This is a genomic window from Stenotrophomonas sp. STEN054 (genome assembly GCF_056854535.1).
Genome location: NZ_JBXFWG010000002.1, coordinates 28,890 through 54,630 on the forward strand (window position 1 = coordinate 28,890; position 25,741 = coordinate 54,630).

26 protein-coding genes and 1 pseudogene are annotated in these 25,741 nt (G+C 67.2%); 14 read left to right on the forward strand and 13 right to left on the reverse strand.

The features are described 5' to 3' along the window. Positions 1 to 110: 110 nt before the first annotated feature. From ppnN to grxD, 4 genes are all read right to left on the reverse strand, one after another. Positions 111 to 1,499, reverse strand: coding sequence for a nucleotide 5'-monophosphate nucleosidase PpnN (ppnN, locus tag AC1VXD_RS01015; RefSeq protein ID WP_079221363.1), 1,389 nt, complete (start codon positions 1,497 to 1,499; stop codon positions 111 to 113). Positions 1,500 to 1,750: 251 nt separating this feature from the next. Then, positions 1,751 to 4,939, reverse strand: a complete 3,189-nt coding sequence (locus AC1VXD_RS01020) for a TonB-dependent receptor (RefSeq protein WP_482990445.1) — start codon at positions 4,937 to 4,939, stop codon at positions 1,751 to 1,753. A gap of 247 nt (positions 4,940 to 5,186) precedes the next feature. Further along, on the reverse strand, positions 5,187 to 5,963 hold the full coding sequence (locus AC1VXD_RS01025; protein ID WP_482990446.1) for an SDR family NAD(P)-dependent oxidoreductase: 777 nt from the start codon (positions 5,961 to 5,963) through the stop codon (positions 5,187 to 5,189). Then, positions 5,960 to 6,280, reverse strand: coding sequence for a Grx4 family monothiol glutaredoxin (gene grxD / locus AC1VXD_RS01030; RefSeq protein ID WP_150453646.1), 321 nt, complete (start codon positions 6,278 to 6,280; stop codon positions 5,960 to 5,962). The genes AC1VXD_RS01025 and grxD overlap by 4 nt, the downstream gene beginning before the upstream one ends. 119 nt (positions 6,281 to 6,399) lie before the next feature. Here grxD and AC1VXD_RS01035 point away from each other — a divergent pair, with 119 nt between their 5' ends. Then, complete coding sequence (locus tag AC1VXD_RS01035) at positions 6,400 to 6,978, forward strand: superoxide dismutase (protein WP_200752266.1); 579 nt, start codon at positions 6,400 to 6,402, stop codon at positions 6,976 to 6,978. A 226-nt stretch (positions 6,979 to 7,204) separates the two neighbouring features. Here AC1VXD_RS01035 and AC1VXD_RS01040 read toward each other — a convergent pair whose 3' ends face one another. Together AC1VXD_RS01040 and purE are read right to left on the reverse strand one after the other, a co-directional pair. Next, a complete protein-coding gene (locus AC1VXD_RS01040) occupies positions 7,205 to 8,350 on the reverse strand; it encodes a 5-(carboxyamino)imidazole ribonucleotide synthase (protein ID WP_482990447.1) in 1,146 nt (381 codons plus the stop codon). Beyond that, positions 8,347 to 8,850, reverse strand: coding sequence for a 5-(carboxyamino)imidazole ribonucleotide mutase (gene purE, locus AC1VXD_RS01045; protein ID WP_482990448.1), 504 nt, complete (start codon positions 8,848 to 8,850; stop codon positions 8,347 to 8,349). Before purE ends, AC1VXD_RS01040 begins: the two co-directional genes overlap by 4 nt. A 58-nt stretch (positions 8,851 to 8,908) precedes the next feature. On the opposite strand from purE, the gene AC1VXD_RS01050 reads away from it, so the two are divergent. The 4 genes and pseudogenes from AC1VXD_RS01050 to AC1VXD_RS01065 all read left to right on the forward strand — a co-directional run bounded on the left by AC1VXD_RS01050 (position 8,909) and on the right by AC1VXD_RS01065 (position 11,499). Beyond that, complete coding sequence (locus AC1VXD_RS01050) at positions 8,909 to 9,178, forward strand: Trm112 family protein (protein WP_108746345.1); 270 nt, start codon at positions 8,909 to 8,911, stop codon at positions 9,176 to 9,178. Then, a complete protein-coding gene (gene nadC / locus AC1VXD_RS01055) occupies positions 9,175 to 10,029 on the forward strand; it encodes a carboxylating nicotinate-nucleotide diphosphorylase (protein WP_482990449.1) in 855 nt (284 codons plus the stop codon). Before AC1VXD_RS01050 ends, nadC begins: the two co-directional genes overlap by 4 nt. A gap of 133 nt (positions 10,030 to 10,162) precedes the next feature. After that, a pseudogene (locus AC1VXD_RS01060) lies at positions 10,163 to 11,065 on the forward strand (DUF2272 domain-containing protein); the annotation flags it as partial. Between the two features lie 83 nt (positions 11,066 to 11,148). After that, positions 11,149 to 11,499 (forward strand): DUF3301 domain-containing protein, encoded by a 351-nt coding sequence (locus AC1VXD_RS01065; protein ID WP_482990450.1) that lies wholly within the window; start codon positions 11,149 to 11,151, stop codon positions 11,497 to 11,499. Positions 11,500 to 11,538: 39 nt separating this feature from the next. Here the strand turns inward: AC1VXD_RS01065 and AC1VXD_RS01070 are convergent, their stop codons facing one another. From AC1VXD_RS01070 to AC1VXD_RS01100, 7 genes are all read right to left on the reverse strand, one after another. After that, on the reverse strand, positions 11,539 to 12,006 hold the full coding sequence (locus AC1VXD_RS01070) for a ClpXP protease specificity-enhancing factor (RefSeq protein WP_108768388.1): 468 nt from the start codon (positions 12,004 to 12,006) through the stop codon (positions 11,539 to 11,541). Positions 12,007 to 12,091: 85 nt separating this feature from the next. Continuing rightward, positions 12,092 to 12,727: a glutathione S-transferase N-terminal domain-containing protein gene (locus AC1VXD_RS01075; protein ID WP_312737215.1), complete on the reverse strand. Its 636-nt coding sequence runs from the start codon at positions 12,725 to 12,727 to the stop codon at positions 12,092 to 12,094. Positions 12,728 to 12,861: 134 nt separating this feature from the next. After that, a complete protein-coding gene (locus tag AC1VXD_RS01080; RefSeq protein WP_164074002.1) occupies positions 12,862 to 13,611 on the reverse strand; it encodes a cytochrome c1 in 750 nt (249 codons plus the stop codon). Continuing rightward, complete coding sequence (locus AC1VXD_RS01085) at positions 13,604 to 14,863, reverse strand: cytochrome b (RefSeq protein WP_108768385.1); 1,260 nt, start codon at positions 14,861 to 14,863, stop codon at positions 13,604 to 13,606. Before AC1VXD_RS01085 ends, AC1VXD_RS01080 begins: the two co-directional genes overlap by 8 nt. Beyond that, positions 14,863 to 15,483 carry a ubiquinol-cytochrome c reductase iron-sulfur subunit gene (gene petA, locus AC1VXD_RS01090; protein ID WP_108764653.1) on the reverse strand — a complete coding sequence of 207 codons (621 nt, stop codon included), beginning with the start codon at positions 15,481 to 15,483 and terminating at the stop codon, positions 14,863 to 14,865. Before petA ends, AC1VXD_RS01085 begins: the two co-directional genes overlap by 1 nt. A 208-nt stretch (positions 15,484 to 15,691) precedes the next feature. After that, entirely contained in the window at positions 15,692 to 16,624 is a 933-nt protein-coding gene (locus tag AC1VXD_RS01095; RefSeq protein ID WP_482990451.1) for a lytic transglycosylase domain-containing protein, read from the reverse strand. 46 nt (positions 16,625 to 16,670) lie between these two features. Beyond that, entirely contained in the window at positions 16,671 to 17,639 is a 969-nt protein-coding gene (locus tag AC1VXD_RS01100) for a helix-turn-helix transcriptional regulator (RefSeq protein WP_482990452.1), read from the reverse strand. A gap of 81 nt (positions 17,640 to 17,720) precedes the next feature. Here AC1VXD_RS01100 and AC1VXD_RS01105 point away from each other — a divergent pair, with 81 nt between their 5' ends. From AC1VXD_RS01105 to AC1VXD_RS01145, 9 genes are all read left to right on the forward strand, one after another. Then, entirely contained in the window at positions 17,721 to 18,341 is a 621-nt protein-coding gene (locus tag AC1VXD_RS01105; RefSeq protein ID WP_482990453.1) for a glutathione S-transferase family protein, read from the forward strand. A gap of 155 nt (positions 18,342 to 18,496) precedes the next feature. Beyond that, positions 18,497 to 19,912, forward strand: a complete 1,416-nt coding sequence (gene miaB / locus AC1VXD_RS01110) for a tRNA (N6-isopentenyl adenosine(37)-C2)-methylthiotransferase MiaB (RefSeq protein ID WP_482990454.1) — start codon at positions 18,497 to 18,499, stop codon at positions 19,910 to 19,912. 231 nt (positions 19,913 to 20,143) lie between these two features. After that, entirely contained in the window at positions 20,144 to 21,130 is a 987-nt protein-coding gene (locus AC1VXD_RS01115) for a PhoH family protein (protein ID WP_482990455.1), read from the forward strand. Next, complete coding sequence (gene ybeY / locus AC1VXD_RS01120) at positions 21,127 to 21,612, forward strand: rRNA maturation RNase YbeY (RefSeq protein ID WP_482990456.1); 486 nt, start codon at positions 21,127 to 21,129, stop codon at positions 21,610 to 21,612. Before AC1VXD_RS01115 ends, ybeY begins: the two co-directional genes overlap by 4 nt. A 48-nt stretch (positions 21,613 to 21,660) precedes the next feature. Then, a complete protein-coding gene (locus AC1VXD_RS01125) occupies positions 21,661 to 22,266 on the forward strand; it encodes a hypothetical protein (RefSeq protein ID WP_482990457.1) in 606 nt (201 codons plus the stop codon). 31 nt (positions 22,267 to 22,297) lie between these two features. Further along, the gene (locus AC1VXD_RS01130; protein WP_482990458.1) at positions 22,298 to 22,918 is read left to right on the forward strand and encodes a hypothetical protein; all 621 of its coding nucleotides are present in this window, start codon (positions 22,298 to 22,300) and stop codon (positions 22,916 to 22,918) included. A 76-nt stretch (positions 22,919 to 22,994) separates the two neighbouring features. Next, positions 22,995 to 23,543 (forward strand): hypothetical protein, encoded by a 549-nt coding sequence (locus tag AC1VXD_RS01135; RefSeq protein ID WP_482990459.1) that lies wholly within the window; start codon positions 22,995 to 22,997, stop codon positions 23,541 to 23,543. A 64-nt stretch (positions 23,544 to 23,607) separates the two neighbouring features. After that, positions 23,608 to 24,489 carry an HlyC/CorC family transporter gene (locus AC1VXD_RS01140; RefSeq protein ID WP_482990460.1) on the forward strand — a complete coding sequence of 294 codons (882 nt, stop codon included), beginning with the start codon at positions 23,608 to 23,610 and terminating at the stop codon, positions 24,487 to 24,489. After that, complete coding sequence (locus AC1VXD_RS01145) at positions 24,486 to 25,739, forward strand: lipoprotein N-acyltransferase Lnb domain-containing protein (RefSeq protein ID WP_482990461.1); 1,254 nt, start codon at positions 24,486 to 24,488, stop codon at positions 25,737 to 25,739. Before AC1VXD_RS01140 ends, AC1VXD_RS01145 begins: the two co-directional genes overlap by 4 nt. Positions 25,740 to 25,741 lie beyond the last annotated feature (2 nt).

Sequence of the window (25,741 nt, forward strand, 5' to 3'; positions counted from 1 at the left end):
TGAACGGTCAGAACGGGGCGACGGGCGTCAAAGCGTTGACACGCCCTGCCCTTCCGGCAGCTGCCGGAAGGGGTCGGAGCCCCTTCGGGGATCCGACCCCGGGCAGCCGGTCAGGCCAGCACCTGGTAGCAGGGCTGGTACTCACCGGAGATCTTCATCCGGCGCTGCTCGACGAAGGCACGCAGCAGCGCGTCCAGGGCCTGCATCATGTCGGCGTCGCCATGGATCTGGAACGGCCCGAACTCCTCGATGCGGCGCATGCCGTCTTCCTTCACGTTGCCGGCCACGATGCCGGAGAACGCCCGACGCAGGTCGGCCGCCAGCGCGTGCGGGGCGCGGCCGTGGTGCAGGTCCAGCGCGGCCATCGCCTCGTGGGTCGGCACGAACGGCTGCTGGTACTCCCACGGGATCTCGATGGACCAGTTGAAGAAGAACGAATCCTTCTGCGCCAGGCGGTGCTCGCGCACCTGCTTGATGCCGCTGGCCATCTTGCGGGCCACCGCCACCGGGTCACCGATGATGATCTCGTAGCGCTCGGCCGCGGCATCGCCCAGGGTCAGGCGGATGAACCGGTCGATCTGCTCGAAGTACGGCGCGGCCACGGTCGGGCCGGTCAGGATCAGCGGGAACGGCAGGTCCTTGTTCTCCTCGCGCAGCAGGATGCCGAGCAGGTACAGGATCTCTTCGGCCGTGCCGACGCCGCCGGCGAACACGATGATGCCGTGGCCGATGCGGACGAAGGCCTCAAGGCGCTTCTCGATGTCCGGCATGATGACCAGGTGGTTGACGATCGGGTTCGGCGACTCGGCGGCAATGATGCCCGGCTCGGTCAGGCCGATGTAGCGGGTGACCGTCTTGCGCTGCTTGGCATGGGCGATCGTAGCGCCCTTCATAGGGCCCTTCATCGCGCCCGGGCCGCAGCCGGTGCAGATGTCCAGGCCGCGCAGGCCCAGCTCGTAACCGACCTGCTTGGTGTACAGGTACTCGTCGCGGCCGATCGAGTGGCCGCCCCAGCAGACCACCAGGTTCGGGTCGCCCGGGTTGAGGATGCGCGCGTTGCGCAGCAGGCCGAACACCGCGTTGGTGATGCCTTCCGAGGATTCCAGCTCGGCCGCGTAGGCCGGGCCCATCTCGATGGCCATGTAGGCCAGGTCGCGGACCACCGCGAACAACAGCTCGGCCACGCCGCGGATGATCTCGCCGTCGACGAAGGCCATCGCCGGGGCGTTGACCAGGTCGATGCGCACGCCGCGATCCTGCTGCGCCACCTGGATGTCGAAATCGGGGTAGAGATCACGCGCCGCGCGCGGATCGTCCGAGGCACTGCCACTGGTCAGCACCGCCAGCGCGCAGCGGCGCAGCAGCTCGTGCATGCCGCCACCGGAGGCATCGCGCAGGCGCGCGACCTCGGCCCGCGAGAGCACATCCAGCCCACCGCGCGGGTAGATCCGCGCATCCTGCACCGGCAGCGCGCGGGCTGCCTTTTCGTTCGTCGTCATATCCAACTTTTCGCTTCCTTCAAGGTTTCCGACTGTACTGCCGCCCCCTTAAAAAGCAAAACGGCCGGGAAACCCGACCGTTGGATAGGTGCTGCCCGCGTTCGCCATTCCGGGACCGCCAGGCGGCGCAGTGCGCCGTGCACGAGAGCGGATGCTACGCCCCCGCCCGCACGCCCGCAAGGACTTTCGCCTGAACGGAAAACGGCCGGGTTTCCCCGGCCGTTTCCGTGTGCAGCAACTACGTCAGTTCATCAGAACTGGTAGCGGAAGCCCAGCTGGACCGACCACTGCGAAACACCGACGTCGAAGCCGTCCGCGTCGTTGTTGGCCACCGCCGGCTCGTCCGCGCCGCGGAAGTTGTACACGTACTTGCCGTCCTTGATGCCCTGCAGGCTGGCGACGCGGGCATCAGCAAAGAAGCCGTAGTCGTAGATGTTGCCCCACTTCTTGTTCAGCATGTTGCCGACGTTCTGGATGTCGAGCCAGATTTCCGACTTGTGGCCCTTCATGAAGCCCGGCAGCTGCTGGCTGACGCGGATATCGAAGGTGTTGATCCAGCCGGTGCGGAAGCCGTTGGCCGGAGCATAGCTGCCTGCGTACTTCGCCAGCTGCGGGTTGTTGGCCAGCCATTCGTAGAACGACTTCTCCATGGCCGCATCCGGAGTGAAGGTGCTGCCCGACAGGGTGCCGAACAGCACCTCACCCGGGTTCGGGACGTAGAACAGATCGTTTGCGGAACGGCTGTCGCCGTTGGCGTCGTTCACGTAGACGTAGCTGTACGGACGACCACTGCGACCTTCGTACACCAGGCCCACCTTGGTTTCGTAGTCGCCGAAGAACTTGTGCTTCCAGTTCAGCGAGCCCGACAGGCGGTCGCGGATCTGGTAGCGCGAGGTGTTCTCGGTTTCGCTGTTGGCGTTGAAGGCGTACTGGTAGCCCCAGCCCGAGCTGGCGGTGGAGCTGGTCAGCGAACCGACTTCGGTCGCGTCGGTGTAGGTGTAGCCCAGGTTCCAGGACCAGTCACTGGCTTCCGACCACGGCTTGCTCAGCGACACAGTGAACTGCGAGGTGCGGCCCTTGTCGGTGTTGGCGATTTCGTACACGGAATCGTAAGCACCGTTGCGCCCGAAGCGCGCATCGTTGTTTGTCCAGGCGTTGTTGTTGCGCGACACGGCGTAGTACAGCTCACGGCCGTCCGGACCCAGCTGCTGCACCGGACCCAGGTTAAGGTTCCTGTAGTACAGCGCGTCCTTGACCTTGGTGACCAGCAGTTCAGCCGAGGCCACGATGCCATTCCACGGCAGCTCGTGGTCGAAGGCCAGGTTGGCCTTGTAGACCGACGGCATGTTGAAGTCGCTGCCGACGAAGTTGACGTTCTGGCGGTTCGAACCCGGGGTGGTCGGGACCGGCTGGCTGTCTTTGTTCGGGCTGAACGGCAGCGCCGGGTTGTAGGCGTTGTTGGTATAGACCGAATTGTTGAAGCCGGTCGCCGAGTAGCTGTTGCTCAGCCACACCTGCGGGGCATCCCCCTGGAACAGGCCCACGCCACCGCGCAGCTGGGTCGGGCGCTCGCTGTCGAAGGTGTAGTTGAAGCCGAAGCGCGGCTGCACCAGGAACTTGTTGCTCAGGACCTTGCTGTTGTCATTGCCGAAGAAGGCCGACGCCGCAGCGTTGTAGGCCGGGGCCGGGCTGGTGTCGGCACGGTCCGCACGCACACCCATGGTCAGGGTCAGGTTGCTGTTGACATACCAGGTGTCCTGCACGAACAGGGCCAGGTTGCTGTACTTGTAGTCAGCCGGAATCGAACCCGGGGTCCGTTCCGGATTGTAGTTGTAGGTGCTCCAGATACCGTTGGCGAAGTTGTCCAGGCCAAAGAAGGTATAAGCACCCCAGGAGCTGGCGCCGAAGTAGTTGTAGATGTCGTTGGTGTCGTACGACGCGCCAAACTTGACGTCGTGGTCACCCAGGGTCAGGGTGCCGGCGGCGTAATAGTTCCACGCCTTGGTCTGCAGGATGTTGTTCTGCGAGTTGACTTCGGTACCGAGGTACAGCGAGTCACCGGTCGGCGCAGCCTGGGTACCCTGGAAGTAGATGCGGATGCTCGGCGCGTCGGTGGACACATTGCGGATCGCCGAGTACTCGCGGTACGAAGCCTTCAACTCGGTCGAGAAGTTGTCGGTCCAGTCGCTGAACAGCTGCGCGACGTAGCTCTCGTTGGTCTTGTCGTGCTGGTACCAGTACGAGCTCAGCGAGGCCGAGCTGGTGGTCATGCCGTTGATGCGCAGCTTGCTCTGGTCGATCTTGCTGTAACGGAAGTTGGCGCGGTGGTTGTCGCTGATGTTCCAGTCGAGCTTCAGCGCGTACTCTTCCATCTCGGTGTCGCCATTGCTTTCCAGGCCACCGGCGTTGATCCCGTAGCCCTGGGCGATCTGCTGCGCGCGGGTCACGTCGGCCAGGGTGAACTGCGGGTTGGCCTTGCCCAGCGCGGTGCCGCTCAGGTCAGCACCCGGAGCGGCCTGCTCGAACTTCTCGTAGTTGGCGAAGAAGAACAGCTTGTCCTTGATCAGCGGACCACCCAGGGTCATGCCGTAGGTCTTTTCCTTGGTGAAGCCCTTGAACGGCTGGCCTTCCGGGTTGTCACCGAACCAGTCGCCGTCACGGTAGGTGCCGTAGACCGAACCGTGGAATTCGTTGGTACCGGACTTGGTCACCGCGTTGACGGTGGCGCCGGCGGCGGCAGCGATGCTGACGTCGTAGTTGGACAGGTTGATGTCCAGCGCTTCGATGGCTTCCATCGCGACCGGCTGGCGGCGGGTCGGCATGTTGTTGCCTTCCAGGCCGAAGGTGTCGCTGGCCGAGACGCCGTCGATGTTGATCGAGTTGAAGCGCGGGTTCTGGCCACCGGCCGAGATCGAGCCCGAGGCGCGGTCGATGAAGGTCACGCGCGGATCAAGGCGCATCAGATCCTGGATGTTGCCGCCGATGGACGGCGCAACTTCGATCTGCTGCTGGCTGAGGTTGGTGCCCGAGCCCATCTTGGTGGCGCTGAACACTTCCGAGCCACCGCCGACGGCGGTGACCTGCACGGTGTCCAGGTTGGTGGCAGCAGCCAGGTCACCGGCCAGGGTGGCGTTGATGGTGCCGGTCTGGTTCACGCCCAGGTAGACGCCATCTTCGGTCTTGGTGCCTTCGCCGGGCTTGGTGATGGTGATCGAGTACGGACCACCCACGCGCAGGCCGCGGGCGTTGTAGCGACCGGCCGCATCGGTGGTGGCACGCGAAACCGTGCCCGACTCGGTGTGGGTGATGGTGACTTCAGCGCCGGCGACGGGCTGGCCCGCGCGGGAGATCACCTGGCCGCCGACACCGGCAGAGGTGCTCTGGGCGAAGGCGGGGGCGGCGGCAAGTGCAGCCACGAGACCAAGGGTAAGCTTGGACATCCGGAGTGGGTGGGTCATTTTTCGGTAGCCTCGATGCGAGTTGGCGATGGCGGAAAAAAAGCGCATCCAGCCAGCCTTGCGGGCGGCTGACTGGACATTTATCTGGGGTTCCCTACCGTGAACGGCAGCTGCCGCAACGGTTAACACTAGATTAACACGCTACGCCTGCAATGTGACGGTTGTGCGACAAACGGCACGGGATCGCAACCCGATCGTGACGGAACCTTCATTCCGTCTTATCGCTCAGTTAACTGGCGACAGCAGTATGACTGGCGTCAAGTACCTGCCCGCGCCACGGGGAACCGGCTGCCGAAAGCAGCACAACGGCCGCAGCGGCGGCCTTTTCCGGGCTCTTGGCGGCCGGGTCCTGGTCAACTGAATAGGCGCGGGCCCGCAGTGCGGTGCGCAGTGGCCCCGGATACAGGCCGCTGACCCGGACCGTGGTACGGCCCAATTCATCGTGCAGGCTGGTGATCAGCCCGCGCAGCCCGTGCTGGGCCACGCCATAGCCGCCCCAGTAGGCCTGCCCCACCCTTTCAGGGGCATCAACAGCGAACACCATCGATGCATCGTCGCGCTGCTTCAGCAGCGGCAGGCAGGCCTGGGCCAGCCAGGCCGGGGCGGTCAGGGTGACGTGCACGGCGCGGGCGAAACTGGCCGGGTCGGCCAACTCGAAAGGGGTCAGGCCGGGAAAATGCGCGGCGCAGACCAGCAGGCCGTCCAGCCGCCCCAGCTCACGTTGCAGGGCCTGGGCCAGCTCGGCATAGTCGTCGGGGCCGGCACCTTCCAGATCCAGCGGATACAGCAGGGGCTCCGGGCCCACGGCCTGCACCTGGGCGTAGACACGGTCCAGCCGCCGCGGCTTGCGGCCCATCAGCACCACGGTGGCCCCGGCTTCGGCGGCCGCGATGGCCGCGGCACCGCCCAGCCCACCACCGGCACCGGCGATCAGGACCACGCGATCCTGCAGGGGACGGCCATCGAGCGCCGCACCGGTCGCCGACATCGATGGCCAGGCACTCATCCCTGGGAGGCCTCTTCGACGATGCGCTTGAGCTCGCCGGCTTCGAACAGCTCCATGACGATGTCGCAGCCGCCGATCAACTCCCCGTTGATGAACAGTTGCGGGAACGTCGGCAGGTTGGAGAAGCGCGGCAGGTTGGCGCGGATCTCCGGTTCCTCCAGCACGTTGACCGTGCGCAGGGCGACGGCACCGGCGGCCATCAACGCCTGCACGGCCCGGCTGGAAAAGCCGCACATCGGGTATTGCGGGGTGCCCTTCATGAACAGCACGAGCGGGTAACGATCCACCTCGGCCTGGATTTGCTGCATTACCGCCACACCTCACTCCTTGCTTCGCCGGACAAACCGACCGCAGTGGTCGGCTAGACTGCCCACGGTAGCCGCCATTGTAATCCGATGGAACCGGCTGCCGCCGTCCCCTTGCCACGAACCTGTCCATGCCCGTCGAATTGCCTGCCCTGCCCTACCTTTCCGGCTCCCTGCAGCCGCACCTGTCCGCGCAGAGCGTGGAACTGCACCACGGCCGCCATCATCGCGCCTACGTGGATGCGGTCAATGCCGCCATCGTCGGTACCGAATGGGAAGAAGCGCCGCTGGAGGAGATCGTCCGCCAGGCCCAGGGCACGCTGTTCGATGCCGCAGCCCAGGCCTGGAACCACGGTTTCTACTGGCAGTGCCTGCGCCCGCGGGGCGGCGGCGAGCCGCAGGGCCGGCTGGGTGAGCTCATCAAGCGCCAGTTCGGCGATGGGCAGCGCCTGCGCGAGGAATTCAACCGCGCCGCGCTGGGGCTGTTCGGCTCGGGCTGGGTCTGGCTGGTGCAGCACCCCGGTGGCCAGCTCGGCATCCAGGCGACCCGCAACGCGGGCACGCCGCTGACCGGCGAGAGCACCCCGCTGCTGTGCTGCGATGTGTGGGAACACGCGTATTACACCGACTACCAGAATGAGCGTGCGCGCTATCTGGAAGGATTCTGGCAGCTGGTCAACTGGGAATTCGCCGAGAGCCAGCTGCGCTGAGGCGCCTGCCGGCATCGCGATCCGCCGGGCATGGCCCGGCGCTACCGGGGTTGCGATCCGCCGGGCACGGCCCGGCGCTGCCGGCATCGCGATCCGCCGGGCATGGCCCGGCGCTACCGGGGTTGCGTGCCGCTGGGCACGGCCCGGCCCTACCGGCATCGCGATCCGCCGGGCATGGCCCGGTGCTACTGGGGTTGCGTGCCGCCGGGCATGGCCCGGCGGCACGTTAACGGCGCAGCGCGTGCACCACAGGCGCCACCTGGTCCTGGCGGTCCAGCTCCAGGCCGACCTGCAGCAGTGCATCGGCCAGCGCATCGGCATCATCATCACGCAGCGTGGCATGGCCGACCTTGCGGCCGTCGCGCGGCTGCTTGCCGTAGTCATGCCAATGGCCACTGGCCTGGCCCAGTATCGGCGCCGGATCGGGCATCGCGCCCAGCCAGTTCAGCATGCAGGCATGGCCCAGCATGCGGGTGCTGCCCAGCGGCAGGCCCAGCACGGCGCGCAGGTGGTTCTCGAACTGCGAGGTCTCGCTGCCTTCGATGGTCCAGTGGCCGGAGTTGTGCACGCGCGGTGCCATCTCGTTGGCCAGCAGCTCGCCATCGCGGCAGAACAGCTCCAGCGCGAATACGCCCACGTAGCCCAGATGCTCGGCCACGCGGCGCGCGTAACCAATCGCCGCCTCATGCTCGGCATCGGACAGCACGGCCGGGGCCACGCTGGCCGACAGCACGCCATCGACATGCCAGTTGCCGGTGACCGGCCAGGCCTGGAAGCTGCCGTCGCGGCCGCGCACGGCGACCACGCTCACTTCGCGCTGGAAGGCGACGAAACCCTCGAGGATCAGGCCGGTGCGCTCGACCTGGGCGCCGAGGGCGTCCCATGCGGCGTCGATATCGGCCTCGCTGCGCAGGCGGAACTGACCCTTGCCGTCATAGCCGAGGCGACGGGTCTTGAGGATGCACGGCAGGCCGAATTCGGCAGCCTTCGCGGCCAGTTCGTCGCGGCTGCGGATATCGGCGAAGGCCGGCAGCGGAATGCCCAGCTGCTGGAACAGGGTCTTTTCGCTCAGCCGGTCCTGTGCGACAGCCAGCGCCGACGGCGGCGGGTAGACCGGCACCTGGTCGGCCAGCCACTGCGCGCTGTCGGCTGGCACGTTCTCGAAATCGAAGGTGACCACGTCGACCTTGGCGGCAAACTCGATCAACGCCTTGCGATCATCGAACGCCGCCACGGTGAGCGGCGCCAGCGGGCGGCTGCAGGCGTCGGCCGCCGGGTCGTACAGCTCGAAGCGCAGCCCCAGCGGCGCACCGGCCAGGACCATCATGCGGGCGAGCTGTCCGCCGCCCAGGATGCCGACGGTCAGGCTCATCGGCGCGGATCGTCGTGGGCCATGACATCTTCGGTCTGGCGGGTGCGGAAGGCTTCCAGCGCCTGACCGATGGACGGCTGGTCGCTGGCCAGCATCGCCGCGGCAAACAGCGCCGCGTTGGATGCACCCGCATTGCCGATGGCGAAGGTGGCGACCGGAATGCCGGCCGGCATCTGCACGATCGAAAGCAGCGAATCCATGCCGTTGAGGGCCTTGGACTGCACCGGCACGCCCAGCACCGGCACGGCGGTCTTGGCGGCGATCATGCCAGGCAGGTGCGCAGCCCCGCCGGCACCGGCGATGATCGCGCGCAGGCCGCGCGGGCCCGCCTCTTCTGCATAGCTGAACAATACGTCTGGGGTGCGGTGGGCGGAGACCACCTTCACTTCGAACGGAACACCCAGGGCTTCAAGCTTCTGGGCGGCGTGCTGCATGGTTTCCCAGTCGGAGCGGGAACCCATGACGATGCCGACAAGCGGCGCGATCGGGTTGGGGGTCATTGGCCGTCACCTGCCTTAAAGACGTATTCTAGCCGTCTTCCACGCAAGACGAAGAACCATGGATCGCAAGCTGCTTGACCTGCTGGTGTCGCCGGACACCCGCCAGCCCCTGTCCCTGCTGGATGGCAAGGGCCTGGAAGCCCTCAACAAGGCCATTTCCGCCGGTTCGGTCAACAAGGCCGACGGCAACCCGCTGGCCCAGCCGCTGCGCGAAGCGCTGGTCACCCGCGACCGCAAGCAGGTATTCCGGGTCGACGACGGCATTCCGGTGCTGCTGGCCGAAGAGGCCATCCCGACCGCGCAGATCGCCGACTTCCCCGCCGCATGACCGCCCTGCCGACGCCGGATGCGGCCCTCGTCGCGGCCGATGTCGCCCGCGCGTTGGCCGAGGACCTGGGCAGCGGTGACGTCACCGCCGCCCTGCTGCCCGACCAGGCCGACAGCGCCTACCTGCTGTGCAAGCAGGATGATGCCGTGATTGCCGGCCGGCCCTGGTTCGACGCCACCCATCGCGCACTCGACCCGGACGTGCGCATCGAATGGCGCGTGGCCGAGGGCGACCGCGTCGCCGCCGGCACCGTGCTGGCCCTGCTGCACGGGCGCAGCCGCAGCCTGGTCAGCGCCGAGCGCACCTCGCTGAATTTCCTGCAGACCCTCTCCGGCACCGCCACCACCACCGCCCGCTACGTGGCTGCCGTGGCCGGCACCGGCACGCGCATCCTCGATACCCGCAAGACCCTGCCCGGCCTGCGCATGGCGCAGAAGTACGCGGTGCGCTGCGGCGGCGGTGACAACCACCGCTTCGGCCTGTACGACACGGTGATGCTGAAGGAAAACCACATCCGCGCCGCCGGCTCGCTGCCTGCTGCCGTGGCTGCCGCGCGCCGGCAGTGGCCGTCGTTGCCGCTGGTGGTGGAGGTGGAGGACCTGGACCAGCTGCAGCAGGCACTGGATGCCGGCTGCGAGCGCATCCTGCTGGACGATTTCGATGCCGCGCTGCGCCGCGAGGCCGTGCGCATCACCGCCGGCCGCATTCCGCTGGAAGTCTCCGGCAGTGTCGGCCTGGACGGATTGCGCGCGATTGCCGGGGACGGCGTGGACTGCATTTCCATCGGCGGCCTGACCAAGCACGTGCAGGCCATCGACCTGTCGCTGAAGCTGGGGCCGCCGCCGGGCTGAGGCCTGCAGGACCTGCACGCGCTTCGCGCGATGAGCCGAGCATAGGCTCGGCTCTCCGCCACGCGCGGAGGCCTTCACGATTCGGCTACGCCTGCCTCTGCGACGCTGCGGCCATCCCCCACAGGAGCCGCGCATGCGCTGGATGCTGTTGACTGCCTGCCTGCTGCTGGCCGCCGCGCCGCTGTCAGCCGCCGCCGCCGAAGCCTGCGACGTGCCACCCCGCTTCGGCCTCAGTCCGCTGGCGATCTCCATCCGCAATGCCGCCTGCAACGAACACCGGCTCTGGTACCGCCCCTTCATCGACCGCGAAGGGCGCGCAGCCAGCCTCAGCGTCACCGAAGCGGAGAACGAGAACCTGGCTGACAACGGCCTGATCGCCTGGCAGCGCGTGGCCAGCTACTGGCGCGACAGCGGCACGCTCAATGCGATGGGCAGCATTCCCGGTGCCAGCAGCTGCCTGGCGCCGCTGGGCACGCGCTACACCGACAGCGACTGCCGCGCCTTCCTGGTCGACAACCCGTGGTCGGCCGCGTTCATTTCCTGGGTGATGACCCGCGCCGGCGTGCCGGGCTTCACTACTTCGCCGCGACATATCGACTACATCCGCGCCGCCCACCAGGCGGGGCCGTCCGGCGTGCCGTACCGGCTGGTGGATCCGGCCACGGCCAAGCCTGCACCGGGCGACCTGCTGTGCTTCCTGCGCGACCGCAGCAGCACGCTGAGCTACAGCGGGCTGCTGAAGGCGCTGGGCAACGGCTCGGTCGGCAACTGGAAATCGCATTGCGAAGTCGTGGTGGCGGCCAACCTCGGCGGCGACCAGACCCTGTACCTGGTGGGCGGCAACGTGATGAACACCGTGGCCATGCGCCTGCTGCAGCTGGACCGCACGGGCCTCATCCAGCTGCCGCCAGCGCGCGATCGCAGCAGCAGCGGCATCGACCCCAGCTGCACGCCCGGCCGCGAGGACGAATGCAGCTTCAACCGCCAGGACTGGGCGGCACTGCTGCAGCTGACGGCTCCGGCATCGCGGGTAGCCAAGAACGGACAATGAGCAAGGTGGCTTGATCCGCTGCGCGTTCGCCGCCATCTTTGCGGGATCGACCCTGCACGCGTGACGCCATGCCTACCCTGTTGTTGCTGCTGATTGCCGGCGGCATCGTCTATTTCTTCTGGAACGCCGCGCGTTCGGCCGCCGAACGTGCCATCGAACTCGGCCGCAATGCGTGCCGCGCCGCCGACGTGCAGTGGCTGGACCAGGCGGTGCACGCCACCGGCATGCGCCTGTCGCGTGGCGAGGATGGGCGGCTCGGCTTCGAGCGCACCTTCAAGTTCGAGTATTCCTATGACGGCATCGATCGCCACCTCGGCCGCATGGTGCTGCGCGGCGACCAGCTGGTGTCGTTCACCGGCCCGGGTGCGGCGCGGATCAGCCAGATCCGCGCGGATGTGGAAGACGCAGAGGACATCTAAGCGATAACGACGTGCCGACCAACGGTCGGCACCTATCCCTTATTTGACAACGCGCAGCGTCGGGCGGCCCTTCGGTGGCGGCGTGGTCGGCGGCCGGTCGTCCGGCGGCGTGTCATCCGACGGGGTCTCGCCTTCGTGCAGCAGCTCGTCGCTGGTCGGTGCCGGTTCGGTGCCCGGGATATCGTCCGGCAGCGCCATGCCCTGCCCGGTCTCGCGTGCGTACACGGCCAGCACCGCACTGATCGGCACCTGCACCGGATAGCTGGTACCGGAGAAGCGGGCCGAGAAGCTCACCATCTCGTTGTTGATCATCAGCTGCACCACCGCGCGCTCGGCGATGTTGAGCACCACTCGGCCATCCTTCACCGCCGAAGGCGGCACCTGGACGCCGGGAACGCCGGCATCGACCAGGATGTGCGGGGTCAGCTGGTTGTCGTTGATCCATTCCACCAGCGCCCGCAGCAGGTACGGGCGGTGGCTGGTCATGTGGAAGAAGTCGTCGGTCATGCGTGAAGTGTACGCGCCCGACGCCCCTGCCGGGGCGGATCGCCTGCACGCTGGTGGGCATGCAGACGGAATGCGCCCGCCGGACTCAGCCCGGCAGGTCGCGCAGCTTCTTTTCCTGGTCGGTCAGGCTGCGGACGAAACCGGGGTGGCGGAAGATGCGGTTGCCGTAATCCTCGATGGCCTTGCCATCCTTGGGCAGCGGCACGTCCAGCGACTGCAGCCGCCAGATGATCGGCGCCATCGCGCAGTCAGCCAGGCTCATTTCCGGGTTGAGGAAGAACTTGCTGGCCTTGAACAGCGGCAGCGAGGCGGTCAGCAGTTCCTTCAGCCTTTTGCGGCCAGCTTCGGCCTGGGTCTTGTTGCCCAGCTGGATGGCCTGCACCTGCGGCACCCAGTCGTGCTCGATGCGCAGCATGGCCAGGCGGATGCGCGCACGCGAGAGCGGATCGACCGGCATCAGCGGCGGATGCGGGTAGCGCTCGTCGAGGTACTCGCTGACCACCGAGGCGGCGTACAGGACCAGCTCGCGCTCGACCAGGGTCGGCACCGAGTGGTAGGGATTGAGGTCGATCAGATCTTCAGGCGGGTTCTGCGGGTCGACAGGAACAGAGTCATAGCTGACCCCTTTGGCCGCCAGGACCAGGCGGACCCGGTGGCACAGGACATCATCGTTCGAGGAAAACAGCGTCAGTGTATTGCGCATGCGTACGCTCGCCGCCATCAAAGGCTCTCCCACGACAGGAGACCGCCTGCCGCATCGGCGCCACCAGCACCGTGCTGGCGGTCGACTCCTCCCCGAGTGTGCAACCCGGCATCGCAAAAGCCAATAGGCTTTGCGTCGTGCCGGCAGCAGAATCAGTGCACGTCCTTCCAGTATTCCTTTTTCAGCAGGTACAGCAGGAAGGTCAGCAGGGCCAGGAACAGGATCACCCACACGCCCAGCTGCTGGCGCTTCAATGCGGCTGGTTCACCGGCGTACTCAAGGAAGTTGGTGATGTCCCTCACGGCCTGGTCGTACTGCCCGGCATCGACATTGCCCGGCGTTTCCAGGCGCAGCCCGGTGACCGGCGGATCCATGCCCGGCGCCTCGGCCTTGCCATGCACCGCGTGCTGCAGGCCCTGCATCTCCCACAGCGGGTTGGGCATGGATGCGTTTGCGAACAGGGCGTTGTTCCAGCCCAGCGGCCGGCTGCTGTCCAGGTAGAACGACTTGAGGTAGGTGTAGACCCAGTCGCTGCCGCGTACCCGCGAGATCAGGCTGAGGTCCGGCGGCATCTTGCCGAACCACTTTTCCGCCTGTTCCTTGGGCATTGCCACCGGGATCGGGTCACCGATCGCCGAGCCGGTGAAGTTGAGGTTGGCCATCACCTCTTCCTCGCTCAGGCCAAGGTCCTGCGCCATGCGCGAATAGCGCAGGTACTTCAGCGCGTGGCAGCCGGAACAGTAGTTCATGTACAGCTGCGCGCCGCGCTGCAGCGATGCGCGGTCACCGAGGTCGTTGCCGGCCTGCAGCAGCTTGGTGCCACCTTCGGCGGCGGAGGCCAGGAAACTGCCCAGCATCAGGGTGGCCGTCAGGGCCAGCCGGACCATCCAGCGATCAGTCATGGGTGGTCACCCTCTCCGGTACCGGTTTGGTCCTGTCCAACCTTGTCCATACCGGCATGGTGATGAAGAACGCGAAGTACAGGAAGGTCAGCACCCGCCCGACGTAGGTTTCATGCGCGTCGGTACCGGGGCCGGAACCGATCACGCCCAGCCAGACGAAGCACACGGCGAACACGCCCAGCAGCACCTTTGAGAGCACGCCGCGGTAGCGGTAGGACTTGACCTTCGCACGGTCCAGCCACGGCACCAGGAACAGGATGGCGATGGCCGAGAACATCACCAGCACGCCGCCCAGCTTGTTGGGCACCACGCGCAACATCGCGTAGTACGGCGTGTAGTACCAGACCGGCTTGATGTGCTCGGGCGTCACCAGGCGGTTGGCCTCGGTGAAGTTGTCGTGCTCCAGGAACAGGCCACCGAAGGCCGGCGCAAAGAAGATGATGAAGGCGGCGATGATCAGCAGGAAGCCGGCGCCGACGCCATCCTTGAGCGTGTAGTACGGATGGAAGGGAATGCCATCGGCCGGGGCGTTCGGCGACCAGCGGTTGCCCTTGGGCCCCTTCTTGATCTCCACGCCGTCGGGGTTGTTGGACCCCACTTCGTGCAGCGCGCCCAGATGCAGCACCACCAGCAGCAGCAGCACCAGCGGCAGGGCGATGACGTGCAGGGCGAAGAAGCGGTTGAGCGTGGCGTCACTGGGCAGGTAGTCGCCCATGATCCATTCGGTCAGGCCGTTGCCGATGACCGGTATCGCGCCGAACAGCGAGATGATGACCTTCGCGCCCCAGAACGACATCTGGCCCCACGGCAGCACGTAGCCCATGAAGGCTTCGGCCATCAGCACCAGGTAGATGAGCATGCCGAGGATCCACACCAGCTCGCGCGGCTTCTGGTAACTGCCGTACATCAGGCCGCGGAACATGTGCAGGTAGACCACGATGAAGAACAGCGAGGCCCCGGTGGAGTGCATGTAGCGGATCAGCCAGCCCCACTCCACATCCCGCATGATGTATTCGATGGAGCCGAACGCCTCGGCGGCGTTGGTCTTGTAGTGCATCGTCAGGAAGATGCCGGTGACGATCTGGTTGACCAGCACCAGCAGCGCCAGCGAGCCGAAGTAGTACCAGAGGTTGAAGTTCTTCGGCGCGTAGTACTCGCTGACGTGCTTGCGGTAGACCGGCATCAGGCCGGGCGCGCGCGCGTTGACCCAGTCGGCGACGCCGCTGGCGGTACGGGCGAGGATGTTGGCCATCAGGCTGCCCCCTGCGGATCGACACCGATGATGATGGTGTTGTCGTCCTGGTAATGGTGCGCGGGCACCTTCAGGTTGATCGGCGCCGGCACGTCCTTGAAGACGCGGCCGGACATGTCGAAGCGCGACTTGTGGCAGGGGCAGAAGTAGCCGCCCTTCCACTGCGGGTCATACGGCTCGGGGCGGATCTCCGCCACCATTTCAGGCGAACAGCCCAGGTGCGTGCACAGCCCGACCAGCACGGAGACATCCGGCTTGATCGAACGCAGCTCGGGGTTCTGCTTGAGCACGTAGTCCGGCTGCTGGTCCTTCTCGCCGGACTCGGGGTCCTTGAGACGGCCATCCAGCCCATGCAGCGCATCGAGGATCGCCTTGGACCGTTTGACGATCCAGATCGGCTGGCCACGCCATTCCACGATCAGGCGTTGGCCTTCCTGCAGGGCGCTGATGTCGGCCACCACCGGTGCGCCGGCAAGCTTGGCGCGGGCACTGGGGTTCCAGGATTTGATGAAAGGAACTGCGGTGAATCCGACGCCGACGGCGCCCACCACGGCTGTGGTGGCAGAAAGAAAACGCCGACGTCCGGTGTTGACTGGATCGTGTACCCCATCGTTGGCCATCCGGCACTCCGATATTGATTAGGTAGCTTTAAGGCTGCCAGCGGATCCGGTGGGGGCCAGAGCCGCATTGAATCATGGGCGAGTGTAGCGGAACCGTCGCGCGCCACACAACGCATTGCAACAATCTTTGAAAAGCGTGCCGACTGACAGTCGGCACCTACCAACAGTCGGCACCTACCAACAGCCGGCACCTGCCGACGGTCGGCACCTACTGCTTGGTCAATGCGGTGCGATAGCGGTCGGCCAGCTGGCCGACGCGGCGCACGTAGTACTGGGTTTCACTATACGGCGGGACGCCACCATGGCGGTCGACCGCGCCTTCGCCGGCGTTGTAGCCCGCGGCGGCCAGGGTCAAGTCGCCATTGAAGCGCTTCAGCAACCACGCAAGATACTGCACGCCGCCACGGATGTTCTGGCTGGCGTCGTAGGAATCGCTGACCCCGAAGCGTGCGGCGGTCGGTGGCATCAGCTGCATCAGGCCCTGCGCGCCGGCGCGGCTGAGCGCGGTCGGGTTGTAGGCCGACTCGGCATGGATGATCGCGCGCACGATCGCTTCTTCCACGCCGAACTCACGCGCGGCCGAGGCGATCTCGGTCTGGAACGAGGTGGTGTTGAGGCGCACGCTGCCGAAGTCGACGCGCGGGTTGACCCCGCAGGCATAGCAGCGCTCCATGAAGCTGTAGCGGATGGTGCGTACCGGGCCGAGGTTGGCGACCTGGGTCGGGCGCGCACTGGTGTAGTGGCGCACGCCGTCCTGCATGTACGAATAGACCTGGCCACTGACCATGCGGCCGCCGCGCGGGGGCGGCGCCGGCTTGGCTGCAGGGGTGGCGGCGACGGCCGGGCTGGCGGCATTTGCGGCCACGGCCACCGGGTTGCGCTCGGCGCTGGCCACCTGGGTGGCGGCCGGAGTGGTGCTGGCGGTCTGCACCGGCGCAGCGGCCGGTACGGCGCGCGGGGTCGCGGGACGGCGGGTATCGCGGCTGTAGCTGATGCTGCTGCAGCGCGCGCCGGGCACGCGCTTGCTGACATAGCTGGTGACGCCGTCGGCACCCTGGCACTTGAACAGGGTGCCGGCGCCGGCCGGCGCAGCGGTCAGCGCAGCGATGATGATCGCCGTTGTCCCCAGTATCCCCTTCATGGCGGCGAGTGTCCCAGCTTCGCCGGGGCTTGCCAAGCCGCCCCGCTCAGTCCGTGACCGCCGGCACAGCCAGCAGCTGGCCCAGCCCGGCCAGGCGCTGGGCCAGTTCGTCGCGCAGTTCCAGCGGTGAGGTCCACAGGGCCAGAGGCAGCCGGTCCAGGCTGAGGATCTGGGCCAGCATCATGCCGCGGCTCTCCGCGCCCATGCGCAGCAGGCAGTGTCCGGGGCCCTCGCGCTCCAGCACCCCGCACCAGGGCGGAATGCGACCCTCCAGCTCGGCCAGGCTGCCGGCCAGGCGCAGGGTGGCCTGCAGGGTGAAAGGCGCCTGGCTTACGGCCTGGCGCACCATCACGTCGGGCGGCGCCGGGGTGCGCCGGTGCAGGCCGGGCCCGGGCTGCAGCTGCACCGCGCCCATCCGGTCCACGCGCAGGGTGCGCCAGTCCTCGCGGACCAGATCCCAGGCCAGCAGGTACCAGCGACGGCCGTAGTTGACCAGGTGCTGGGCCTCGACCTGGCGCTGGGTCAGCACGTCCTGCGCGCTGCGGTAGTCAAAGGACAGCCGTGCGGCCTGTCGGCAGTGCTGGGCCAGGCGGCCGAGCAGGCGCGCATCGGTGGCTGGCAGGTCGGACAGGGTGGCGGTGGCCGCATGAACCTCGCCGGCCTGCTGCCGACGCCGGGTCGGCACCAGCGGGTCGAGCTTCGACAGCAGGCCGCGGGCGGTCTCGTCGATGCCGGACAGGGTGGCCGAGGCGGCCCGCAGGGCAATGGCCAGGGTGGTCGCCTCCTCCTCGTCCAGCAGCATCGGCAGGACCGGGGCGCCGGTGCCGAGCCGGTAGCCACCACCGACCCCGGCCGAGGCCTGCACCGGGTAGCCGAGCTCGCGCAGGCGCTCGATGTCGCGGCGGATGCTGCGCCGGTCCACGCCCATGCGCTCGGCCAGCTCGGCGCCGGACCAGTGGCGGCGGGCCTGCAGGAGCGAGATCAGGCGCAGCAGTCGATGAGCGGTATGGCGCATGAGGAATCGAGGACAGAATTCGTCCGCGATTGTGCCCCAGCATGGCCTCCCGCTTCACCACTCACCGCAAGGAGCCCTGCCATGTCTGCACGCCAGATCACCCTCTACCACGCCGCCCGCTCCCGCTCGAGCGGCGCCGTCGCCCTCCTCGAGGCACTCGGCGCCGACTACCGGCTGCAGGTGCTGGACCTGAAGGCCGGCGCCAACCTGGCCCCGGCCTACCTGGCCATCAACCCGATGGGCAAGGTGCCGGCGATCATCCACAACGGTGCGCTGGTGACCGAACAGGTGGCCATCTACCTGTACCTGGCCGACCTGTACCCGGAAGCCGGGCTGGCGCCGCCGATCGGCGATGCGCAGCGCGGTCCCTACCTGCGCTGGATGGCCTTTTATGGCGCCTGCTTCGAGCCGGCGATGACCGACAGGGCCCTGCACCGCGAGCCGCCGCCGCGGATGATGTCGCCCTACAACGATGCCGAGACCGTGCTGCAGGTGATCGAGGCGCAGCTGGCGCAGGGCCCGTACCTGCTGGGCGAGGCACTGAGCGCGGCGGACATCCTGTGGGGCAATGCGCTGGGCTGGATGCGTGAATTCGGGATGGTGCAGCCGGCCCCGGCCACCGCGGCCTATATCGACCGGATGGGCACGCTGGCCGCCTTCGACCGCTCGCGGCAGATCGACGCGGAGCTGGTGGCGGCATAAGGGCAGCCGAGCGTGGGCTCGGCTCTACAGGAGCGCGATGGGGGGCATGGGATGCGGGTAGCGCGGGCCATGCCCCGCGAGCGCGCAGCGCGGCGGGCGGCGTGGGATGCGGGTAGAATTGCCCGCTTTCCCGCCACCCGAATGGATTAAGCGCCATGACCGGGACGCCAGACGTCTTTCCGCCCGCCTCGGGCGGTACCCCGCTCGTTGCCCTGCCCACTGGTCCGCGCAAGCCCGACCAGGTCAAAGGCAAGCTCTACATCAAGACCCACGGTTGCCAGATGAACGAGTACGACTCGGCCAAGATGGCCGACGTGCTTGCCGCCAGCGATGGCCTGGAACTGACCGATACCCCGGACGACGCCGACGTCATCCTGGTCAATACCTGCTCCATCCGCGAAAAGGCGCAGGAAAAGGTGTTCAGCCAGCTGGGCGTGTGGAAGGGCCTGAAGAACAAAGGCCGCGAAGTCATCATCGGCGTGGGCGGCTGCGTGGCCTCGCAGGAAGGTGAAGCGATCATCAAGCGCGCGCCGTTCGTGGACCTGGTGTTCGGCCCGCAGACCCTGCACCGGCTGCCGGAACTGATCCGCGCCCGTCGCGAACAGAAGCGCCCGCAGGTGGACATCAGCTTCCCGGAGATCGAGAAGTTCGATCGCCTGCCGGAACCGCGCGCCGATGGCGCCTCGGCGTTCGTCTCGATCATGGAAGGCTGCTCCAAGTACTGCTCGTTCTGCGTGGTGCCCTACACCCGCGGCACCGAAGTCAGCCGCCCGTTCGAGGACGTGGTGGTGGAAGTGGCGCAGCTGGCCGCACAGGGCGTGCGCGAGATCAACCTGCTCGGACAGAACGTCAACGCCTACCGCGGTCCCTACGGCGACGGTGAATTCGCCGACCTGGGCCTGTTGATCCGCACCATCGCCGAGATCGACGGCGTCGGCCGCATCCGCTTCACCACTTCGCATCCGCTGGAATTCAGCGACTCGCTGATCGACGCGTTCCGCGACGTACCGCAGCTGGCCAACTTCCTGCACCTGCCGGTCCAGGCCGGCAGCGACCGCGTGCTGTCGGCGATGAAGCGCGGCTACACGGCGCTGGAATTCAAGTCGAAGATCCGCAAGCTGCGCGCGGTGCGCCCGGACATCTCGATCAGCTCGGATTTCATCGTCGGCTTCCCCGGCGAGACCGATGCTGATTTCGAGAAGACCATGAAGCTGATCGAGGACATCGGCTTCGACCACAGTTTCTCCTTCATCTATTCGCGTCGCCCGGGCACCCCGGCGGCCGATCTGGAGGACACGATCAGCGATGCGGAAAAGCACGCGCGCCTGTCGCGCCTGCAGGAACGCATCAATGCACACGCCGCCGGCATTTCCGAAAGGATGGTCGGCACCGTGCAGACCGTGCTGGTGGAAGGCCCCTCGCGCAAGAACCCGAACGAACTGACCGGCAAGACCGAGAACATGCGTTCGGTGAACTTCCCGGCGCCGGCGCGCCTGATCGGCCAGTTCGTCGACGTGATGATCACCGAGGCGCTGACCAATTCGCTGCGTGCGCGGGTGGTGGCGGAGTAAGGAAGGTGTGCCGACCAACGGTCGGCACCTACCGGGGGGCAGCCGCCATGGCACATTTTTCACCAGCGCTTCACCTCCCTTGCCGCGCAGGCTCCGCAATGACTTGTCCACAGCTTTCTCCGGCGCCGATCCACACCCGGTGTGGAGAACTGTCGTCCCGCCCGTCCGCGCGCTAATCTTGTCTTCCCTGGGTCCATCGCGGTGGACGGCGAACCCGCCCCACCCCACGCTATGAAAAGCATCGAGCATCGAGATTTCACCCTGTCGCCGGAAGACAACGAGCGGCTGGCCAACCTGTGCGGCCCCTTCGACGGGCACCTGCGCCAGATCGAGCTGAAGCTCGGCGTGGAGATCGCCAACCGTGGCTTCGTGTTCCGCATCACCGGTCCGGACGAGGCCATCGTCGAGGCGCAGAAGCTGATCGAGGCGCTGTACGTCGAAGCGGCCGAGACCACCTTCGACAGCCACGCCATCCACCTGCGCCTGGCGCAGGCCAATGTCGAGCAGATCGCCGAGCGTTCCTACGAAGCGCAGGACGTGGCGATCAAGGTCAAGCGCGGCACGGTGCGCGGCCGCGGCGCCAACCAGGGCCGCTACCTGCACCAGATCGCCACGCATGACATCAACTTCGGCATCGGCCCTGCCGGTACCGGCAAGACCTTCCTGGCCGTGGCCAGCGCGGTGGAAGCACTGAACGAATCGCGCGTGCAGCGGCTGATCCTGGTGCGTCCGGCGGTGGAGGCCGGCGAGAAGCTGGGCTTCCTGCCCGGCGACCTGAGCCAGAAGGTCGACCCCTACCTGCGCCCGCTGTACGACGCCCTGTACGAAATGATGGGCGTGGAGAAAGTGGTCAAGCTGCTGGAAAAGAACGTCATCGAGATCGCGCCGCTGGCGTACATGCGCGGGCGCACGCTCAACGATGCGTTCGTGATCCTGGACGAGGCGCAGAACACCACCATCGAGCAGATGAAGATGTTCCTGACCCGCCTGGGCTACGGCTCCACCGCGGTGGTCACCGGCGACCTGACCCAGACCGACCTGCCCAAGCACGTGAAGTCGGGCCTGCGCGACGCCATCGACGTGCTGCGCGATGTGGAGGGCGTGACGTTCACGTTCTTCGAAGCGCGCGACGTGGTCCGCCACCCGCTGGTGGCACGCATCGTCAATGCCTACGACCGCCGCGACCTGCATCAGATTCAACCTGGAGCCACCCCATGACCAAAGGCCCCGTGCGACTTGATGTCGCCATCAGCTACGCCTTGCCCCGCACCGGCCTGCCGGCGGCGGTGAGCTTCCGCAAATGGGTAGCGGCGGCCCTGAAGGGACGCATCCGCGAGGCCGACCTGGCCATCCGCGTGGTCGATGCCAAGGAAGGGCAGTCGCTGAACCGGCATTACCGTGGCAAGGATTACGCAACCAACGTGCTCAGCTTCCCCGCCGACGTGCCCGAAGGCCTGCCCAAGGGCGTGAAGTTCCCGCTGCTGGGTGACCTGGTGATCTGCGCGCCGGTTGTGGCCCGCGAGGCCGACGAGCAGGGCAAGGCGTTGAACGCCCACTACGCGCACCTGACCGTGCATGGCGTGCTGCACCTGCTGGGCTGGGACCACGAGGACGACAAGGAAGCCGAGGCGATGGAGCAGCTTGAGCGCGAGATCCTGGCCGAGCTGGGCATCGACGATCCTTACGCCGGCGAGCGCTGAGGGCAGGACCGCGGTACTCTGGGTCCGCTGCTTCCCGAGGACACATGGATGATGTCGGGCTATCTCGCACTCACACTGGTCATGACGGCCTGCCTTCTGATGACGGTGGTGGGACTGGATGTGTTGCACTGCATCGGTGCCCGCCACCCCGATGGCCGGCACTGGCTGCTGTGTACGCTGGCGCTGGCGTCGCCCATCAGTCTGCTGGCAGGGATGGGCATCAGCATGGCTGCGCCGCATCTGCCCTACGACCTCCTTCCGGCGCAGGCCCGCAACGCTCTGACGCTGTCCGCACTGCCGCTGGTACTGATCGGCGCGTTCGCCGCGCCAATCAGCTGGCGAGTGCTCGTGCTGTGCCGCCTGCGGCGTGAAAGCGAGAGCCTGCCGTTTTTCAGGGCGACCCGGGCACAGCTGCTCGCACTGTTCGCACTTGCCGTCATTTACATGTGGGTCCGCGGCCGTCACGGCGGGGGTCCATGGTTGACGACGCTGGAGCTGACCTATGTGCAGCTCGTGGCCGGGCTCATGGCTGGGCTGATCCACCTGTTCCTGGCTTTGGTGGTCATCACCCTGCCGCTGATGGCGCTGCGGGCGCTGGTCAGGGGTGCAGTGCAGGCGGCATGGGCGCGGGTGCGGCTGGCAGCGCGGGGTTGATGCCACTGCGGCCTCTCTGGTCCGTGGGCCGATGAATTCCCTCACCGCGCTACTTCTGGCGCCCCTGCTGGCCGTGCTGTCCGCGGCAGGCAGGCTGATGCCCGACACCGACCGACCCTCACCCGTGCCTGCCAGCGACGCCCCGGCAGACATCGCGGCCAAGGTAGCCGAACTGCAGGCCTTCTTCGGCGGCGACGACGCCCCTCTTCGGGAAGTCGTCGCGACCGCCCAGCAGGGCGATCTGATCGAACGCCTGCAGGCGCGCCACGCCGCGCGCTTGCCCGGTGTCTGGGTCGACAACAACGTGGGCTGGCACATCTTCGTGCGCCTGACCGGCACCGCGCCCCAGGCCGACGAGCAGTACGCGGGGCCGCTGGGCCTACAGCACGTGCACTACCGCACTGGCGCGGCACTGACCGAGGCAGAAATGCAGCACCGGCTGGCAGAGCAACGCAGCTGGATGAGCCAGCTGTTCCCAGACCTGTTCGGCTCAAGCCCGGATGTCCGTACCGGGCAGCTGGAACTGATGCTGCGGGATACCCCTGCCCAGCGCGCAACCGCGGCCGCCGCCATCGGCCAGCTGCAGCTGAAGCTGGGCTTCCCGGTCAGGATTGCATGGTTGCCACCGGGCACAACGGTGGTCCCGCCCTGAGCCGGCTTGCCCGGTCGCAGTCGCCGTCCGCCGCCGCTACCATGTCCGGGCATCCTTCATCGCGGATCTCCTGCCTGTGCTGCTGCGTACTGCCCTGCCCCTGCTGTTCGCCTCCCTCGCCGCCCCCGCTTCGGCCGCCCCGCTGGACCTGCCGGCGCTGATCGAATGCCGCCAGGGCGTGGCCGAGCATGCCGCGCTGGCACCGCTGCTGGCCGACCCGCTGAAGGCCGTGGGCCAGGGCCTGCAGCCGCTGCCGCAGGGCAACCAGTTCATGACCGAGTTCCGCCTGGCCAATCCGATCACCGTGTTCGGCCAACAGACCGAACGGATAGCCCTGGCCGGTGCCAGCGTCATGGCCGTGCTGGACCAGGCCGACCCGCACCCGCTGGCCAAGCGCCTGGCACTGGAGACCGGCTACGACCAGGACGGCAAGTTCATGGCCGGCCGCGAGGTGGTCAGCCGCGACGTGACCGACCCCAGGACCGGCGAGGCCCAGATCGAGTCGATCATCCTCAGCGTGTCCACGGTCGCCAGCCACCCCGGCAAGACCCTGGCCGGCTGCACCTACAGCCTGGATCTGCCGGCCGAGGACGAGGTTCCGGAAGCCGCCGACGGCGGTCACTGAAAGGCACCCACATCCTGCTAGACTGGGGACAACGCCCGGCTTGCCGGGTGCCCTTTTTCCAGAGATGTCTGAAGACGACAGTAGTAGCTCCTCCCAGGAGCCCCATGAAAAGAAGCGCGGCTGGCTTGAACGCCTGACCTCCGCCTTCTCCGGCGAACCCCATACCCGCGACGAGCTGGTCGCTGTCCTGCACACCGCGCAGGAAGAGGGTCTGATCGCCGCCGATACCCTGAAGATGATGGAAGGCGCCATTTCGGTGGCCGAGCTGACCGTGGGCGACGTGATGATCTCGCGCTCGCAGATGGTCTCTCTGCCGGTCGAAGCGCCGTTCCTGGACCTGATGAAACAGGTCGTCGAATCGGGCCACTCACGCTTCCCGGTGCACGGCGAGAACAAGGACGACATCCTTGGCATCCTGCTGGCCAAGGACCTGCTGCGCGGCGTGGTCGCCGACAACGGCCCGGCCAACGTGCGCGAGCTGCTGCGCCCGGCGGTGCTGATCCCCGAGGCAAAGAAGCTCAACGTGCTGCTGAAGGAGTTCCGCCTGTCGCGCAACCACATGGCCATGGTGGTGGACGAGTACGGCGGTGTCGCCGGCCTGGTCACCATCGAGGACGTGCTGGAACAGATCGTCGGCGAGATCGACGACGAGCATGACGAGGCCGAGGACCAGTCGGCGCAGATCGCCATCCAGGCCGACGGCCGCTATGTGGTCGATGCGCTGACCGCGATCGGCGATTTCAACGAGCGTTTCGGTGCCACGTTCTCCGACGAGGACTACGACACCATCGGCGGCCTGGTGACCGAAGCGATCGGCCACCTGCCCGAAGTGGGCGACGAGCTGGCGCTGGACCGCTTCATGTTCCGCGTGGCACGCGCCGATGCGCGCCGGGTGCAGGCCTTCCATGTGACGGTGCTGCCGCCGGACGAGCAGGACGACGCTTGAAGCGCCGGGGCCTGATCCTGAGTGTGTGGCTGGCACTGTGCGTGCTGGCCATGGCCCTGCCACAGGCGGCCTTCGCGCAGGCCATGGCTGCCACGCCGGCCGCCGATGCCGCCGCCCCGCAGGAGGCACCGGCGCCGCGTATTGGCGTGGTGACCATGCAGCCGGGCACGGTTTTCTTCGAGCGTTTTGGCCACGATGCCATCGTAGTGCTCGACCCGGTCAGCGGCGAGGCGATCTCGTACAACTTCGGCTATTTCGATCCGTCCGAGGATGATTTCATCAGCCGCTTCGCACGCGGCGACATGATGTATTACCTGGTGGCACTGCCGCTGCAGCAGGACCTGTCGTACTACGACGAGACCGGCCGTGGTGCCAGCGTGCAGTGGCTGGACCTGCGCCCGGACCAGGCGCGTGCCCTGGCCGCCGGCCTGGCCGAACGGGCCAAGCCGGAAAACGCGCGCTACCACTACGACTACTACACCGCCAACTGCGCCACGATGGTGCGCGACACCCTCGACAAGGCACTGGATGGCGGCCTGCATGCGCAACTGTCCGGGCGTTCGCGCGGCAACACCTACCGCAGCGAATCGGTGCGCCTGGCATCGCCGGCGCCGTGGATGTGGCTGGGCTTCGACGTCGGCCTCGGTCCGTTCGCCGACCAGCCGCTGTCGCGCTGGCAGGAAGCCTTCGTGCCGATGCGCCTGGCCGATGCATTGCGCCAGGTGCGCAACAGCGATGGCCGGCCGCTGGTGCAGAGCGAGCAGGAACTGCTGCCGCACCGCATCGATCCCGAGCCGAAGGAATTCGCGCGGCGCTGGTGGCCGTGGCTGCTGTGCGGCCTGGTGATCGCCGCCGGCGTGCTGGCCCTGCGCAGCCGCCCGCGCCTGCTGGCCGGCATCGCCCTGCCGTTCTGGCTGCTGTGCGCCCTGTTCGGTGGCGTGCTGGTGTTCCTGTGGGGCTTCAGCATCCACTACGCCGCGTGGGCCAACCGCAACCTGCTGCTGCTCTCGCCGCTGGCGGTGCTGCTGCTGCCGGGCGCCATCGCCCTGCTGCGCCGGCGCGTGCCGGGACGCATGTTCAGCATCGTGCTGTGGCTGCTGGCCGCACAGTCCATGGCGGCGCTGGTGCTGCACTGGCTGAGCCTGCAGGCGCAGTACAACGTGCAGTGGATCGTACTGCTGCTGCCGATACACGTCGCGTTGGCCTGGGTGCTGGCGCGTCGTCCTCACTTGTCGGAAACACCCCGCTGACG

Coding starts and splice junctions, on each gene's coding strand:
- AC1VXD_RS01075 (WP_312737215.1), bottom strand. CDS start 12,727: ATGGCGGCGAGCGTACGCATGCGCAATACACTGACGCTGTTTTCCTCG.
- AC1VXD_RS01065 (WP_482990450.1), top strand. CDS start 11,149: ATGCCTACCCTGTTGTTGCTGCTGATTGCCGGCGGCATCGTCTATTTC.
- AC1VXD_RS01140 (WP_482990460.1), top strand. CDS start 23,608: ATGTCTGAAGACGACAGTAGTAGCTCCTCCCAGGAGCCCCATGAAAAG.
- AC1VXD_RS01125 (WP_482990457.1), top strand. CDS start 21,661: ATGATGTCGGGCTATCTCGCACTCACACTGGTCATGACGGCCTGCCTT.
- AC1VXD_RS01130 (WP_482990458.1), top strand. CDS start 22,298: ATGAATTCCCTCACCGCGCTACTTCTGGCGCCCCTGCTGGCCGTGCTG.
- AC1VXD_RS01115 (WP_482990455.1), top strand. CDS start 20,144: ATGAAAAGCATCGAGCATCGAGATTTCACCCTGTCGCCGGAAGACAAC.
- ybeY (WP_482990456.1), top strand. CDS start 21,127: ATGACCAAAGGCCCCGTGCGACTTGATGTCGCCATCAGCTACGCCTTG.
- nadC (WP_482990449.1), top strand. CDS start 9,175: ATGACCGCCCTGCCGACGCCGGATGCGGCCCTCGTCGCGGCCGATGTC.
- AC1VXD_RS01105 (WP_482990453.1), top strand. CDS start 17,721: ATGTCTGCACGCCAGATCACCCTCTACCACGCCGCCCGCTCCCGCTCG.
- AC1VXD_RS01085 (WP_108768385.1), bottom strand. CDS start 14,863: ATGGCCAACATCCTCGCCCGTACCGCCAGCGGCGTCGCCGACTGGGTC.
- ppnN (WP_079221363.1), bottom strand. CDS start 1,499: ATGACGACGAACGAAAAGGCAGCCCGCGCGCTGCCGGTGCAGGATGCG.
- AC1VXD_RS01050 (WP_108746345.1), top strand. CDS start 8,909: ATGGATCGCAAGCTGCTTGACCTGCTGGTGTCGCCGGACACCCGCCAG.
- AC1VXD_RS01080 (WP_164074002.1), bottom strand. CDS start 13,611: ATGACTGATCGCTGGATGGTCCGGCTGGCCCTGACGGCCACCCTGATG.
- AC1VXD_RS01040 (WP_482990447.1), bottom strand. CDS start 8,350: ATGAGCCTGACCGTCGGCATCCTGGGCGGCGGACAGCTCGCCCGCATG.
- AC1VXD_RS01025 (WP_482990446.1), bottom strand. CDS start 5,963: ATGAGTGCCTGGCCATCGATGTCGGCGACCGGTGCGGCGCTCGATGGC.
- petA (WP_108764653.1), bottom strand. CDS start 15,483: ATGGCCAACGATGGGGTACACGATCCAGTCAACACCGGACGTCGGCGT.
- AC1VXD_RS01020 (WP_482990445.1), bottom strand. CDS start 4,939: ATGTCCAAGCTTACCCTTGGTCTCGTGGCTGCACTTGCCGCCGCCCCC.
- AC1VXD_RS01070 (WP_108768388.1), bottom strand. CDS start 12,006: ATGACCGACGACTTCTTCCACATGACCAGCCACCGCCCGTACCTGCTG.
- AC1VXD_RS01095 (WP_482990451.1), bottom strand. CDS start 16,624: ATGAAGGGGATACTGGGGACAACGGCGATCATCATCGCTGCGCTGACC.
- AC1VXD_RS01035 (WP_200752266.1), top strand. CDS start 6,400: ATGCCCGTCGAATTGCCTGCCCTGCCCTACCTTTCCGGCTCCCTGCAG.
- purE (WP_482990448.1), bottom strand. CDS start 8,850: ATGACCCCCAACCCGATCGCGCCGCTTGTCGGCATCGTCATGGGTTCC.
- miaB (WP_482990454.1), top strand. CDS start 18,497: ATGACCGGGACGCCAGACGTCTTTCCGCCCGCCTCGGGCGGTACCCCG.
- AC1VXD_RS01100 (WP_482990452.1), bottom strand. CDS start 17,639: ATGCGCCATACCGCTCATCGACTGCTGCGCCTGATCTCGCTCCTGCAG.